The following is a 14,467-nucleotide window of genomic DNA, read 5'->3' on the forward strand; positions in this document are numbered from 1 at the left end:
CCTGGATAAAAACGGGTTTAGGGCAAGAGACGGTCGGGCAACAGGCGCAGCAGCTGGGTGTCGAACCAGGCCTTGAAGGCCTCGGACGGTAAAGCATCCACCGCCAGGTACCACCAGTCGGGTGCCGCGAAGGCCCGGCATTTCACCGCATCCTTTTCGGTCATCACCAGTGGCAGCGTCGGTTCGAAGCTCAAGGCCGCGGCGCTGTACTCGGCATGATCGGCAAAGGCGTGGGGCACAGGCTGCCAGTGTAGCGTTTCAAGGGTGTTGAAGAAACGTTGCGGGTTGCCGATACCGGCGACCGCGTGCACGGCCTGTCCGGGTGGAAAATGATCGACGGGCTTGCGCTCGCCGGTCAGCAGGTTGACCAGCGCCGTCGGCTGTAGGTGGAAGGCGAAGCCGTTGTCACGGTCCTCGCTGGCGCCGTTGTAGAGCACGCCATCGACACTTTGCAGGCGCTCAATCGGTTCGCGCAGCGGGCCGGCGGGCAGGCAACGGCCGTTGCCCAGGCCCCGGACGGCATCGATCAGTACCAGTTCCAGGTCGCGGGCCAGACGGTAATGCTGCAGGCCATCGTCGGAAAGGATCAGGTCGATTTTTTCCGTCGCCAGCAAGGCCCGGACCGCTCGACTGCGGTCCGGGTCGATCATCAACGGCACGCCGTTGCGCTGGACGATCAGCAGCGGTTCGTCACCGGCCAGTGCTGCCGCCTGATCGGCTTGCACACGCCAGGGCAACTGCGGCGGCTTGGCACCGTAGCCGCGACTGACCACACCGACCCGCAGGCCGCGCTGCCGACAATGCTCGATCAACCAGAGAATCATCGGGGTCTTGCCGGTACCGCCGACAGTGATATTGCCCACCACGATCAACGGCACCGGCGGCTGGTAGATCACGCCCTCGCCCGCGACAAAACGCGCACGTTTACCGTCGACCACCCGCCGATACAACCACTCCAGCGGGCGCAGCAGGGTCAATGCCGGATGACCATCGTACCAGGCGGCGAGCAGGCGCTCGGAGAAGCTCATCAGGGGGCCGGCGCCGCTTCGACAGTGGTCATGCGCAGATGGCTGAAACCCAGCTTGCCGGCCGCATCCATTGCGGTGATCACGGCCTGATGCTGGGTCTTGCCATCGGCGCTGATCGACAGTGGCAGGCTGGTATCGCCGCCGGACTCTTTCTGCACCGCGTCCATCAGGCTGGCCAGGTCATTGCTCGGCAGGCGCTGGTTGTTCACCGTGTAGACACCCTCGGCACTGATGGCGATATCCAGCTGCTTGGGAATATGGTCCTCGGCCGGCGAGCCGCTGACCGCCTGCGGCAAGTCGACCCGCAACTCGGTCTGGCGGGTAAAGGTAGTGGTGGTGACAAAAAACAGCAGCAGGACGAACACCACGTCGATCAACGACGTCACGTTGATATCCACCGGTTCCAGGGGCTTGCGGCGGAATTTCACGCTTTGCCCTCTGGCATGTCGACGTCGCGGTCGCCTTGCACCACCTCGACCAGCTTGATCGCTTCCTGCTCCATGCCCACCACCAGCTCATCGACCCTGCGCAACAGGAAACGATGGAAGAACACCGCCGGAATCCCGACCATCAAGCCCGAAGCCGTGGTGACCAGCGCCTTGGAAATCCCCCCGGCGAGCACGGCGGCATTGGTGGTCATGCCCGTACTCATGAACGAGCTGAAGATATCGATCATGCCCAGCACCGTACCCAGCAGCCCGAGCAAGGGCGCCATGGCGGCGATGGTGCCGAGGGCGCTGAGGTAGCGCTCCAGTTCGTGGATGACCCGGGCAGCGGCTTCCTGGATGCACTCTTTCATGATCTCGCGACCATGCTTGGAGTTGGCCAGGCCCGCGGCAAGGATCTCGCCCAGGGGGGAATCGGCGCGCAGTTGCTTGAGTTTTTCCTTGTCCAGCTGCTTGTCCTTGATCCAGCGCCAGACCTGCCCGAGCAGATGCTCCGGGGTCACGCGGCTGGCCCGCAGCGTCCATAGGCGCTCGGCGACGATGCCCGTTGCAGCGATGGAGCTCAAAATGATCGGCAGCATCATCCAGCCGCCGGACTTGACCAATTCCCACACAGTGACAGTCCCCTCGAAAAAGTGCGCCACTCTAACATAGGGGTTGCGCGGGCCGAAGATCGTGATGACGCATGCCGGGGGACTTTAATAACCCAGGGTTATTGAAAGGCAGCGGACTATTGCCGCCAGAAGCGTCGTGCGGCTTGCAAGGACCGCGGCTCGTCGAAACGCCCCAGCACCAGGCGCAGTGCGCCCTGCTCCGCGCTGTCGAAGATAGCCATGTCCAAAGCTTTGTAACGCGCGATGACCTGTGGGTGGGGATGACCGAAGGCATTGCCGCGCCCACGGGAAATCAGCACGCCGCGCGGGGCCAGACGTTGCAGGAATACCATTGATGAGGAACTGCGGCTGCCGTGATGGGGCGACTGCAACCAATCGCTGGCAACGGCCAACGGACTCCCGAGAAAGGCCCGTTCGGCCTCGATATCGATATCGCCGGTCAGCAGTAGACGCTCACCATTGGCTTCGATCTGCAAGACGCAGGAAGATTGATTGCTGTCGCGGGCCAGAGGCCAGCGCCACAGGGAAAAGCGTACGCCATCCCACTGCCAGTGCCGGCCACTGACACACGGCTGGGCCTGCAACGCCGCTGGCAAACCCTCGACGTCGCCGCCGAGCACCTCGCTCACCGGCAAACCGCGTTGCACGGCCAGGGCCCCACCGGCGTGATCGGCATCGGCATGGCTGAGCAACAGCATGTCGAGCCGGCGTACCCCCAGCTTGCGCAAGGACGGCAGCACCACCCGTTCGCCCTGGTCGAACTCGCCGAAGCGCGGTCCGGCGTCGTACAGCAGGCTGTGCTCACGGGTTCGGACAAGGATCGCCAGGCCCTGGCCGACATCCAGTTGCCAGACCTCGGCCTCGCCCTGGGCCACTGGCGTTGAAGGCGCGAATACCGCCAACGCCGCCAATGGCCACCCCAAGGGACGCAGAGGCATACCGGCCGGCAGCAACAGCAGCAGGATACCCAGGCCACTCAGCGCCCAGGCCCACAACGGAACCGCCGCCGGTATCCAGGCCGGCACTTGCGCGGCCAACCATTCGAGCCCTTGAAACAACCCAGCGAGCAAACCGCCGGCCAGCCACAGCAGCCCCTCGCCCAACCAGGGCAGCGGCAACAGCAGCGTGCCGAGCAGGGCCAAAGGCAATACCAACAGACCGATCAAGGGCACGGCGACCCAGTTGGCCAACGGCGCACTGAGACTGACCGGCAGGCCCAGCAACAGCAACGCCGGAAGCAGGCCGAGGGCAATCACCCATTGCCCACGGCTCCAGCTCTGCCAGAAGCTCCAGGCACCCAGTCGCCCACTGAAGGTGAAGATCAGCACCGCCACGGCGGCAAAGGACAGCCAGAATCCCACCTGCAGACTCACCAGCGGGTCGAACAACAACACCAGGTTCAAGGCCGCCAGCAACGGCACCAGCGCCCCCAGATGGCGATAACGCAAACGCCACAACAGCACCATCGCAAGCATCACGCAGGCCCGGCGCACCGGCACGCCGAAACCCGCCAGCAGCGCATAACCCAGCGCCGCCGCAAACGCCAGGCCACAGGCCCACGGCAACCAGGGCCAGCGGCCCGGCCACAGGCCATAACGCGCCAACCCGGCGATCAGCGCGTAGACCAATCCCGCGAGCAAGCCGATATGCTGGCCGGAAATCACCAGCAGATGCAGGGTGCCGGTGTCCTGCAGCACGCGCCAGGTCTGCGTTGACAGTCCCGAACCGTCACCAAGCACCAGCGCCACCAAGGTGGCCGATTGCCCTTGGGCATCGACTTCCAGCAAACGCCGCCTGATCGTATCGCGCCAGGCACTACTGGCGGGCCCCAGCAATTGCCCATCCTTGATCGTGCCGGTCGCGCCGATACGCCGGGCGAGCAGCCAGGCCTCATAGTCGAACCCGGCGGGATTGAGCAAGCCGTGTCCACGCTTGAGCTGCACCGCCAGGCGCCAGCGCTCGCCGCTGCGCAGATCCGGGCCGCCGAACCAGGACAACCGCAAACGCGCCGGCAGCCGGGCCCGACGGGAAATCGCGCCGTCCAGTTCGAAGCGCACCACCTGTTCTCCCCGCTGCGGCAGACCGACCACCCGCCCTTCCACCCACAGGGTCTGGCCCTCCAACGCCGGCACCAGTCGATCGTCCAGCGCCCGTTGCGCCTGGAAACAGGCCCAACTGAAGCCGAACAGGAATAACGCCAGCGGATAAGCGCGAAACGGCAACAACATCAAGCCGAGCACCGGCAGCACCAGCAACAGCCATCCAGGCGGCAGTTGCGGCAGGAATCGCAAGAGCACAAACCCCGCCGCCAGCGCCAACATCCCTGTTCGCATAAAGCACTCCTTGAACCCGTTCAGCTCTCGGAATAGCCGGGTTATGCGGACGGTGCTTTATTTACTGTCACAAAGTCTGAATCGGCCGCCCGTAAAATCCGGGCATACTGCCCGCCTGAACTGCCCGAGAAGCCTTATGCCGCGTCGCTTATTCAAACGCTACATGCCGGACCCGACCCGCATCAGGGAACACAAACACTTACGCTTTTTTGGTCCCCTGCTCCACGACCCGAACCTCTGGCACCTCAATCGGCACTCGGTGGCACGGGCCATGGCGGTGGGCTTGTTCGCGGCCTTGATGCCGATGCCCTTGCAGATGCTGCTGGCGGCATTTCTGGCGATTCTCGTGCGCGGCAATATGCCGATTGCCGTCAGCCTCGTGTGGCTGACCAATCCACTGACGATCCCGCCGATTTTCTATTGCGCCTACCAGCTCGGTGCCTGGTTGCTGCACGTACCGCCCCGCGGCCTGCCGGATGAATTGACCTGGGCCTGGATCAGCGGGCAGCTGTCGACGCTCTGGCAACCGCTGTTGCTGGGTTCGCTGGTATTGGGAGTGGCGCTGGGCGCCCTGGGTTATTACCTGACCATGAGCTACTGGCGCTGGTGGGTGGCCAGGCAATGGAAGCGGCGCCTGGAACGACGCCGTCATCCATGAAACCCGTTACTGGCGCATACCGCGGCCGCTGACCAGCAGCCGCGCACAACCGATGTAGAGGGCCAGGGTCGCCACGACCATAAAGGTGATGGCTACGCTGATGCGGATGTCCGACACACCGAGAATGCCGTAGCGGAAGGCGTTGACCATATGCAGCACCGGGTTGGCCAGCGACACGGTCTGCCAGAACGGCGGCAGCAGAGTAATCGAGTAGAACACACCGCCGAGGTAGGTCAGCGGCGTCAGCACGAAGGTCGGGATAATCGAGATATCGTCGAAGTTACGTGCAAAGACTGCGTTGATAAACCCCAGCAGCGAGAAGATCGTCGCCGTCAGTACCACCACCAGCAAGGTCACGCCCAGGTGATGGACCTGCAAATCGGTGAAGAACAGCGACAGCAAGGTCACGATAATCCCCACCATCAGCCCGCGCAGCACACCGCCCAGGGTGTAGCCGATCAGGATGGTATGGGGCGAGACCGGCGAAACCATCAATTCCTCGATGGAACGCTGGAACTTGCTGCCGAAGAAACTCGAGACCACGTTGCCGTAGGAGTTGGTGATCACCGACATCATGATCAGGCCCGGCACGATGTACTCCATATAGGTGAAACCACCCATGCCGCCGATCTGCCTGCCGATCAGGTTACCGAAGATCACGAAGTACAGGACCATGGTGATGGCCGGCGGCAGCAGGGTCTGCGGCCAGATCCGGGTAAAACGCCGGACTTCGCGGTAAACGATGGTGTTGAGGGCGACCAGGTTGGGTTGCAGTTCCGAACTCATACCGCCACCTTCGACAGGTTTTTTTCCACCAGGGACACGAACAGCTCCTCGAGGCGATTGGTTTTGTTACGCAGGCTCAGCACTTCGACCTGCTGCGTGGCCAGTTGCCCGAACAGCGCGGTGATGCCCACCGCCTTGTCGACCTGGACTTCCAGGGTGCGACTGTCGAGCAGCTTGCTCGGATAGCCGATCAGCTGGGGCGGCTGCTGCAGATCACTCTTCAGGTCGAGCAGGAAGGTCTCCACATGCAGCTGGCTGAGCAACTGGCGCATGCTGGTGTTTTCGACAATGGTGCCGTGATCGATGATGCCGATATTGCGGCACAACTGTTCAGCCTCCTCCAGGTAATGAGTGGTGAGGATGATGGTAATGCCTTTCTGGTTCAGCTCGGTGAGAAAGGTCCACATCGAACGACGCAGTTCGATGTCGACCCCGGCGGTCGGTTCGTCGAGGATCAGCAGGCGCGGTTCATGCACCAGTGCCCGGGCGATCATCAGCCGGCGCTTCATGCCGCCGGACAACGACCGCGACGGCACGTCGCGCTTGTCCCACAGGCCCAGTTGGGTCAGGTACTGCTCGGCGCGTTCCTTGGCGATTTTCGCCGGAATGCCGTAGTACCCGGCCTGGGTCACGACGATATCGAAGGTCTTCTCGAACTGGTTGAAATTGAACTCCTGCGGCACCACGCCAATGCAGCGCTTGAGTGCGGCGGGTTCGCGATCCAGGTCGTGACCGAACACCTTCACCGTACCGCCGGTCTTGTTCACCAGGGTCGAGAGGATGCCGATGGTCGTGGATTTGCCAGCACCGTTAGGGCCGAGCAAGGCGAAGAAATCACCTTCGGCGACATCCAGATCGATACCACTCAGGGCCTGGAAACCGTTGCCGTAGGTTTTGGTTAGCTGCCGGATGGACAGAGCGGAACTCATATCGGATTCATGCACCAAGAAGGGAGGAAAGAACTAAATAAGGGCACACCGTTTTGAATGCAACGGCGGCGAACCAGGCTCATGGTGCTTGGCCTCGCCGCACAAGTACAGCAACCGGCGTTAATAGTGGCTATTAAGTCAACGCGGTCATGACCGCCCGCTGATAGGCCGGACGCTGTTTCAGGCGCTCGTACCAGGCACTCAAATGAGGCATCGGCGGGCGTTCGATAGGCATTTCGAACCAGGCATAGATAAAACTGCCCAGGGGAATATCGCCCATGCCGATCTCGTCACCCGACAGGTAGGGTTGCTCGGCCAGCGCCGCATCGACCCGCTGCAACAGGTCGGCGCAGATCTTCAGCGAAGCGTTGATCGCGGCCCAATCCTGTTGCTCGGCGGGGGTCCGCAATACACCCCAGAACACCCCGCGAAACGGGGTGGCAAAGGATGAGGTGGTCCAGTCCATCCACTTGTCCGCCTGGGCCCGTGCCTGCAGATCATTGGAGAACCAGTGGGAGCCGGCGGCATGCTTGGCGGTCAGGTAGCGCACGATGGTGTTCGATTCCCAGAGGACAAAATCACCGTCCTCGATCATCGGCACCAGCTTGTTCGGGTTCTTCGCACGATATTCGGGTGTATCGACGACACCGAACGCTCCGCCGGCATCCAGAGACTCGTAAGGCAGGCCAAGTTCCTCGGCACACCACAAGGCTTTTCTGACGTTCGACGAATTTTTCCTACCCCAGATTTTCAGCATGACCGCCTCTCGATGGATAAATGCCGACGCAGTCTACGCCCGAACAGCGCAGGCTCAAATCCTTGCGCACGAGGAAAGCAGCAGAGCGGATAACACGCGTCGTGATGCAGAGCGTGACGAAATCGACGAACTCCACCGACACGGGACGGTCACTATCGGTAGCCTGCTCACTTTTAGACCAGGCCGCCCGGGCCGTAACACTTGTAAACATGTGCCTACAGATTTGAACACACATCCCCAAGCCCTGTTTACCGGATGCCGACTAAGCTCAATCGGTGCTTTGGCGCTGTCTTTATGGAGGATTGAATATGCTGCTGTTGTGGATACTGGTACTGGTGATCGGCGTCGCCTGGCTGGCGCATCGCCGAATCGCTCCGCTTCCCGTACTCGGCATAGTCGCCGTCTACCTGATCGCGATGGGCCGGTTCGGCCATGGGCCGGGCGCTCTGATGCTGGTGCTGTGGGTGTTGCTGGCGGTGGTCGCGGCCGCGCTGTTGCTGCCCGACCTGCGCCGCAGGCTGTTCACTGCCCCACTGTTCGCCTGGTTCCGCAAGGTCCTGCCGCCCATGTCCGAGACCGAGCGCGATGCCATCGACGCCGGAACCGTCTGGTGGGATGGCGAACTGTTCAGCGGGCGCCCGGACTGGAACAAGCTGCTGGCCTATCCGAAGGTCCGGTTGAGCGAGGAAGAACAGGCGTTTATCGACGGGCCGACCGAAGAACTCTGCGCCATGGTCAGCGACTGGCAGATCGGCCAGGCCATGGACCTGCCGCCCAAAGCCTGGGCGCATATCAAGGAGCACGGCTTCTTTGCCCTGATCATCCCCAAGGAGTTCGGCGGCAAGGGCTTTTCAGCCTATGCCCACTCCCAGGTGGCGATGAAACTGGCGACCCGCAGCGGCGACCTCGCCTCCACCGTGATGGTACCCAATTCCCTGGGCCCGGCCGAACTGCTGCTGCATTACGGTACCGATGAACAACGCAATCACTACCTGCCACGCCTGGCCCGCGGCGACGATATCCCGTGCTTTGCCCTGACCGGGCCGCTGGCCGGCTCCGATGCTGGCTCCATGCCGGACACCGGGGTGATCTGCAAGGGCCAATGGCAAGGCGAGGAAGTCCTCGGCCTGCGCCTGAACTGGGAAAAGCGCTACATCACCCTCGGCCCGGTGGCGACCTTGCTCGGGCTGGCCTTCAAGGCCCATGACCCGGAGCATCTGCTGGGCGAAGAGGAAGACCTGGGCATCAGCCTCGCGCTGATCCCCACCGACACCCCGGGGGTCGAGATCGGCCGGCGCCACCTGCCCCTCGGCGCGGCCTTCATGAACGGCCCGAACTCGGGCAAGGACGTGTTCATCCCGTTGTCGTTCCTGATCGGCGGCCAGGACATGCTCGGCAAGGGCTGGATGATGCTGATGAACTGCCTGTCGGTGGGTCGCTCGATCTCCCTGCCGGCGGTGGGTACCGGCGCGGCCAAGTTCACCAGCCTGGTGACCGGCCAGTACAGCCAGGTCCGCGAACAGTTCAACGTACCGCTGGCCGCCTTCGAGGGCATCCAGGAAGCCCTGGCCCGCATCGGTGGCAACGCCTGGCTGATGGACAGTGCGCGGATGCTCACGGCCAATGCCGTCGACCTCGGTGAGAAACCCTCGGTGCTCTCGGCGATTCTCAAGTATCACCTGACCGAACGCGGTCGCGAGTGCATCGGCCATGCCATGGATGTGCACGGCGGCAAAGGCATCATCATGGGTCCGAACAACTACCTGGGCCGCAGTTGGCAGGGCGCGCCGATCTTCATCACGGTGGAAGGGGCGAACATCCTGTCGCGCAACCTGATGATCTTCGGCCAGGGCGCGATTCGCTGCCATCCCTTCGTCCTCAAGGAAATGGCCCTGGCCGCCCGCGAGGATCACGACCAGGCGCTGGTGGAATTCGACAAGTTGCTGCTCGATCATATCGGCTTTGCCGTCAGCAATGCCGCCAGCACCCTGGTCCTGAATCTCGGGCTCGGGCACTTCGAAGCGGCGCCGGGCAATCGCCTGAGCCAGGGTTATTTCCGCGCGTTGAATCGCCAGGCGGCGGCGTTCGCCCTGCTGGCGGACCTGTGCATGATGCTGCTGGGCGGCGAATTGAAGCGTCGCGAACGGCTGTCGGCACGCCTGGGGGATGTACTCAGCCATTTGTACCTGGCGTCGGCGGCGCTCAAGCGTTATCACGACCTGGACTCCCCGGACTATCTGCAACCGCTGTTCACCTGGGCCATGGAAGAGAGCCTCGGACACTCCGAACGGGCCCTCGACGAGTTGCTGAAAAACTTCCCGAACCGCGTGCTCGGCTGCCTGCTGCGAGTGGTGGTATTCCCCTTCGGTCGTCGACACACCGGCCCTTGCGACGAGTTGGATGCCGAAGTCGCTGCGGTGCTCGGTCGGGCCAAGGGCGATCCGGCACTGGAAGCCGTGCTTGAAGGCTGCTACCGCCCGCAATCGGCGAGCGATCCGGCTGGAGCCCTGCAACACGCCTACGATTTGCTGGGCGCCAGTCATGAGCTGCGGAAAAAACTGCACAGCGCGCTCAAGAGCGGCCAGGTCAAGCCACGTGCCGAAGAGTCGGCCATCGATGCCGCCCTGGAGGCCGGCGTATTGCAACCGGCCGAAGCCGAAAGCCTGCGCCAGGCAGAAGCTGCCCGGCGCAAGGTGATCGACGTGGATGATTTCAGCAAGGAAGAACTGCGCCCTGGCAAAGGCAAGGTCCGCTAGGTGCGCGGGTCAGGTGCCTGCTACGGAGCCTGACACGACAACGGGCGCCGAGAGCCTTATACTCTCGCGCCCGTTTTACCCTTGAGGACCCCTGTCATGTCCAACCTCGTTGCCGATCACCTGGTCCTGCTCGACCACCTGCGCAGCATTCTGGTCGCCGTCGGCGAAGCCGAGCAGGTCCCCGAAGAAAGTCACGCGCTGTTCCTCGAACGTTTCGATGAGTTGCGCGCGCAACTGCCGGTCGAACCGGTGGAAAGCCAGTACCTGGGCCAGGACCTGCTGTGCCAGGTGATCCTGCGTTATCCGCAAATTGCCCATCTGGTACCCCGCGACCTGCTATGGTTCTTTGGCGGCGACTGCCTGCATTACATGCCGGATGACGAACTGGAGCTGTACCAGGCGCTGGAAGAGCGCCGCTATGAAGCCGAGCAGAACGACGAACCGTTCGACTGGAACCAGGAAAAGCAGCTGCTGGCGCTCTCGACCCAGGACAGCAAGCACTGATAAAAGCCGCTCCATCAGGCTGGGAGCCTACAGCGCCTTGCGCAATGTCGGCTCCCGGGCCAGACGCTCCACCAGGTAGTCGATAAACACCCGCAACTTCGGCGACAGGTAGGGCGTCGGCGTATACAGCAGCCAAAGGCCGCCATGATAGGAGGCCAGAAACGTCCAGGCCGGCAACACCTGAACGATCAAGCCCTGCTCCAGGGCATGCCGCGCCGTGAAATACGGCAGGCTGCCAATGCCGATATGCTGCAACACCGCATCCAGCCGCACCCCCGTGTGATTGGCCGCATAACGCCCGCGGACCCCGACGGTCACCGACTTGCTGCCCTGCCTGAACTTCCAGCGCGCGTCATTGGGCGTGTCCCCCAGATAGATGCAACTGTGCTCCAGCAGGTCATGGGGGTGCTGCGGCGTGCCGTGTTCAGCCAGGTACTGCGGCGTCGCGCAGAGTAGATGCTCGATGGGCATCAACTGGCGCCCTACCAGGCCGACCGGCGGATGATCGGTAATACGCAGGATCAGGTCGACATTGTCCTCGATCAGGTCCACCGGTCGATCTTCGAGAATCATCTGCACATCCACCTGTGGATAACGCCGCAGAAACTCCGGCATATGCGGATGCACGACAAAACGCCCCACCGCCTTCGGCACGCTGACCCGAACCAGCCCCTGGGCCTCGTGGGTGTACTGACCACTGATCTCCATCACCGATCGCGCCGCACTGACCATTTCCCGGCAGCGCTTGAAGGTCTCCTCGCCGCTGTCGCTCAGGCGCAATTTGCGCGTGGTGCGCTGCAGCAGGCGGGTCGCCAGGGCCTTTTCCAGACGGGAAATCGAGCGACTCACCGCCGAGGGCGATGAACCGAGCTGGCGCGCGGCCTCCGAGAAACTGCCGGTCTCGACCACCTTGACGAAAATCGCCATTTCACTCAGCAACGCCAGCGGCAGATTGATGCTCATGACGCACAGGTCCATTGATATTTGATCGGATTATCACAGGCTAACAGCCTTTTTATACTGGCGACACCCAACCGACCTGACGACCATTCATCCCGGAATCACCATGAATCCCCACTACCTGAACGAATTCCTCGCCCTGGCGGCCATTCACTTTCTCGCCGTGGTCGCCCCTGGCCCCGATTTCGCCGTAACCATCCGTCAGAGCGTGCGCTTTGGCCGGCTGATCGGCGTGATCACCGCCCTCGGCATCGGTGCCGGGATCTCGGTGCATGTGCTCTATACCCTGCTCGGCGTCGGTGCGCTGATGCACAGCGCCCCCTGGCTGCTGAACGTCGCCAAGGTGATCGGCGGCGGCTACATCCTCTACCTGGGCATCAACCTGCTGCGCAGCAAAGCCCGGGCGGCGCGCGCGGATTTCGGCCAGACCGCCGATGAACTTCCGCGACAGAGCCCGGCCAAGGCCTTTATGGTCGGCTTCCTGACCAATGCCACCAACCCCAAGGCCACCCTATTCTTCCTGGCGATCTTCACCACGGTGGTCAGCGCCTCGACCCCGCTGGAAATCCAGGCGCTCTATGGCCTGTGGATGTGCAGCGTCAATGCACTGTGGTTCATCCTGGTCAGCCTGCTGTTTTCCAGCGAGCGGGTCCGCCAGGCCTTCCTGAAAATGGGTCACTGGTTCGAACGCACCATGGGCGTGGTGCTGATTCTGTTTGCCGGGCGCCTGATGCTGTCTTTATAAGCAGCCCACTGACGAGGCCTTTGAGCGGGAAAAAATCCAGCGCGGCTTGCATTTCCTTAAGAAAAATCCCACGCCAAGGGCTCCCGTACAGCGGCCCTATGGTGTTAGTTTGGAAAAATATCTGTCCTATCGATCAGATATCTCTCACAAACTGCTTGCAAAGGAATGCTTCCCGCAATGAATTTCCCACTCAAACACCTGGCCACCACCACCCTGATGCTGACCAGCCTTTCGTTGTTCACCACGCCCGCACAAGCCAACATCGCCCCCCAACAGAACGCGGCCATCCTCAGCACCCTGAATGACGCATCGGTCACGGATTTCAGGCAGTTCCTCGCACGTCTGGGCAAGAGCGAGCTGGCCAAGACCGACGACCTCGGTCCGGCCATCAGCGCCTTCCTCGACAACAAGACCCTTTCCCCCGAACAGCAAAATGAGATCCATCGCCTGCTGGGCCTTTATGCGCGGGTGAAATACGGCAATGCGGCCACCGAGACCTTGCGCGAGCTGGTAGCCATCCCGACCTTCCGCGTGGACGGCGTGGCCCAGCACGAGAATCCCGAATTCATCAGGATCGGCGAAAAAATCAAGGATCTGGCCCAGGCCTTCAACCTGAACTTTCGCAACATCGACAACCGCGTCTATGAAATTTCCCTGGATGGCAGCGGCGATGAAGTCGTGGGCATTCACGCCCATGCCGACGTGGTGCCGGTGACGCCGGAAAACTGGGTACTGAAAGACGGCACCCGCCTCGACCCGTTCAAGGTCACCCTGATCGGCGACCGCATGTATGGCCGGGGCACCGAGGATGACAAGAACGGCATCGTGGTGGCGCTCTACGCCATGAAAATCATCAAGGAAGAAAAGCTGCCACTGGCGAGAAACTTCAAACTGCTGGTGGACACCACCGAAGAGACCAGCGGCGACGCCATCCCCTATTACTTCGAACACAATCCGGTCCCCAGCTACAATCTGGCGCTGGACGGCGGCTACCCGGTGGTGATTGCCGAGAAAGGCTACGGCACGGTCATGGCCAACTTTGCCCGACGCCAGGCCGAGGGCAAGGGTGCGGAGATCCTCTCGCTGACCGGGGGCATGGCCACCAACCAGATACCGTCGACGTCGGTCGCCACCCTGGCGAGTGACAAGCCCGCCGAACTGGCCGCCAGCCTGCAGCAGGCCGGTACTGACTATGCCAAGCGCAATGGCGGCAACTTCGAGATCAGCGCCAAAGTCGTCGGCAAGGAGATCAAGCTCACGGTCACCGGCGTTTCCGCCCACTCCTCCGAGCCCGAGTCAGGGGTCAACCCGGTGGCGAGAATGCTGGACTTTATCAACAGCCTGGACGGCCAGATCGCGCTCAAGCACAACCACATCACCGACGCTGCCCGCTACGCCGCCGACAACTGGGGCCTGGACTACCTGGGTGGCAAATTGGGCGTGGGCTTTTCCGATGCCTTCATGGGACCGCTGACGGCGTCCCTGACCTATGTCGGGATGGATGAAAAGACCTTCAAGCTCGCAGTCAACCTGCGGGTACCGAAGGGCAAATCTCCGGAAACGCTCAAAGGCGAAATCGCCGGCAAGCTGAGCACTTGGAGCCAAAAGACCCACATTGCACCCGCCTTCAGCTATTCGATCGCCGAACCGATGTACCGCAACCCCGAGGGGGAATGGGTCAAGGCATTGCTGGCCGTGGCCAGCGAGAACCTGGGCATGGAACACAAGTTCGGCACCTCGGCCGGCGCGACCTCGGTCCATGAATTGCCCAATGGCGTGCAGTTCGGCCTGGCCAGGCCCGAGGTCAAGTACACCGGCCACACCGACAACGAGTTCAAGAGCGTCGAGCAATTCCTCATGGACCTGCAGATCGTGACCGAGATGATGGGGCGCATAGGGCAGATGCCCAAGCTCTGATCCCTCTCAGGACCCGCCATGGGGCGGGTCCACT

Annotated in this window: 13 protein-coding genes; 5 read left to right on the forward strand and 8 right to left on the reverse strand. The window is 62.3% G+C overall.

Annotated elements, in window-relative coordinates; translation table 11 throughout:
- Window positions 1–17 precede the first annotated feature (17 nt).
- The 4 genes from lpxK to M5C01_RS02015 form a co-directional block, all read right to left on the reverse strand.
- Window positions 18–1,028: a tetraacyldisaccharide 4'-kinase gene (gene lpxK, locus M5C01_RS02000; protein WP_103496758.1), complete on the reverse strand. Its 1,011-nt coding sequence runs from the start codon at window positions 1,026–1,028 to the stop codon at window positions 18–20.
- A complete protein-coding gene (locus M5C01_RS02005) occupies window positions 1,028–1,456 on the reverse strand; it encodes a biopolymer transporter ExbD (RefSeq protein WP_103496757.1) in 429 nt (142 codons plus the stop codon). Before M5C01_RS02005 ends, lpxK begins: the two co-directional genes overlap by 1 nt.
- A complete protein-coding gene (locus tag M5C01_RS02010; RefSeq protein WP_177100317.1) occupies window positions 1,453–2,088 on the reverse strand; it encodes a MotA/TolQ/ExbB proton channel family protein in 636 nt (211 codons plus the stop codon). Before M5C01_RS02010 ends, M5C01_RS02005 begins: the two co-directional genes overlap by 4 nt.
- A 116-nt stretch (window positions 2,089–2,204) precedes the next feature.
- Window positions 2,205–4,421, reverse strand: coding sequence for a DNA internalization-related competence protein ComEC/Rec2 (locus M5C01_RS02015; RefSeq protein WP_152737137.1), 2,217 nt, complete (start codon window positions 4,419–4,421; stop codon window positions 2,205–2,207).
- Between the two features lie 136 nt (window positions 4,422–4,557).
- Between M5C01_RS02015 and M5C01_RS02020 the strand changes: the two genes are divergently transcribed.
- Entirely contained in the window at window positions 4,558–5,079 is a 522-nt protein-coding gene (locus tag M5C01_RS02020; RefSeq protein WP_152737138.1) for a DUF2062 domain-containing protein, read from the forward strand.
- Between the two features lie 6 nt (window positions 5,080–5,085).
- On the opposite strand, the gene M5C01_RS02025 is transcribed toward M5C01_RS02020, so the two are convergent.
- The 3 genes from M5C01_RS02025 to M5C01_RS02035 all read right to left on the reverse strand — a co-directional run bounded on the left by M5C01_RS02025 (window position 5,086) and on the right by M5C01_RS02035 (window position 7,551).
- Complete coding sequence (locus tag M5C01_RS02025) at window positions 5,086–5,865, reverse strand: ABC transporter permease (RefSeq protein WP_152737139.1); 780 nt, start codon at window positions 5,863–5,865, stop codon at window positions 5,086–5,088.
- Complete coding sequence (locus tag M5C01_RS02030; protein WP_152737140.1) at window positions 5,862–6,794, reverse strand: ABC transporter ATP-binding protein; 933 nt, start codon at window positions 6,792–6,794, stop codon at window positions 5,862–5,864. Before M5C01_RS02030 ends, M5C01_RS02025 begins: the two co-directional genes overlap by 4 nt.
- A 133-nt stretch (window positions 6,795–6,927) precedes the next feature.
- Window positions 6,928–7,551 carry a glutathione S-transferase gene (locus M5C01_RS02035; RefSeq protein ID WP_152737141.1) on the reverse strand — a complete coding sequence of 208 codons (624 nt, stop codon included), beginning with the start codon at window positions 7,549–7,551 and terminating at the stop codon, window positions 6,928–6,930.
- Window positions 7,552–7,859: 308 nt separating this feature from the next.
- Here M5C01_RS02035 and M5C01_RS02040 point away from each other — a divergent pair, with 308 nt between their 5' ends.
- Window positions 7,860–10,307 carry an acyl-CoA dehydrogenase gene (locus tag M5C01_RS02040; RefSeq protein WP_152737142.1) on the forward strand — a complete coding sequence of 816 codons (2,448 nt, stop codon included), beginning with the start codon at window positions 7,860–7,862 and terminating at the stop codon, window positions 10,305–10,307.
- Window positions 10,308–10,403: 96 nt separating this feature from the next.
- Window positions 10,404–10,811: a PA2817 family protein gene (locus tag M5C01_RS02045; RefSeq protein ID WP_100940784.1), complete on the forward strand. Its 408-nt coding sequence runs from the start codon at window positions 10,404–10,406 to the stop codon at window positions 10,809–10,811.
- A 27-nt stretch (window positions 10,812–10,838) separates the two neighbouring features.
- Here the strand turns inward: M5C01_RS02045 and M5C01_RS02050 are convergent, their stop codons facing one another.
- Complete coding sequence (locus M5C01_RS02050) at window positions 10,839–11,774, reverse strand: LysR family transcriptional regulator (RefSeq protein WP_100940785.1); 936 nt, start codon at window positions 11,772–11,774, stop codon at window positions 10,839–10,841.
- 103 nt (window positions 11,775–11,877) lie between these two features.
- Here M5C01_RS02050 and M5C01_RS02055 point away from each other — a divergent pair, with 103 nt between their 5' ends.
- The gene (locus M5C01_RS02055) at window positions 11,878–12,516 is read left to right on the forward strand and encodes a LysE family transporter (RefSeq protein WP_103496748.1); all 639 of its coding nucleotides are present in this window, start codon (window positions 11,878–11,880) and stop codon (window positions 12,514–12,516) included.
- A gap of 177 nt (window positions 12,517–12,693) precedes the next feature.
- Window positions 12,694–14,433 (forward strand): dipeptidase, encoded by a 1,740-nt coding sequence (locus M5C01_RS02060; RefSeq protein ID WP_152737143.1) that lies wholly within the window; start codon window positions 12,694–12,696, stop codon window positions 14,431–14,433.
- The last annotated feature ends 34 nt before the right edge of the window (window positions 14,434–14,467 follow it).

It is taken from the genome of Pseudomonas sp. MWU12-2319 (genome assembly GCF_023242525.1).
GTDB lineage: Bacteria > Pseudomonadota > Gammaproteobacteria > Pseudomonadales > Pseudomonadaceae > Aquipseudomonas > Aquipseudomonas gingeri_D.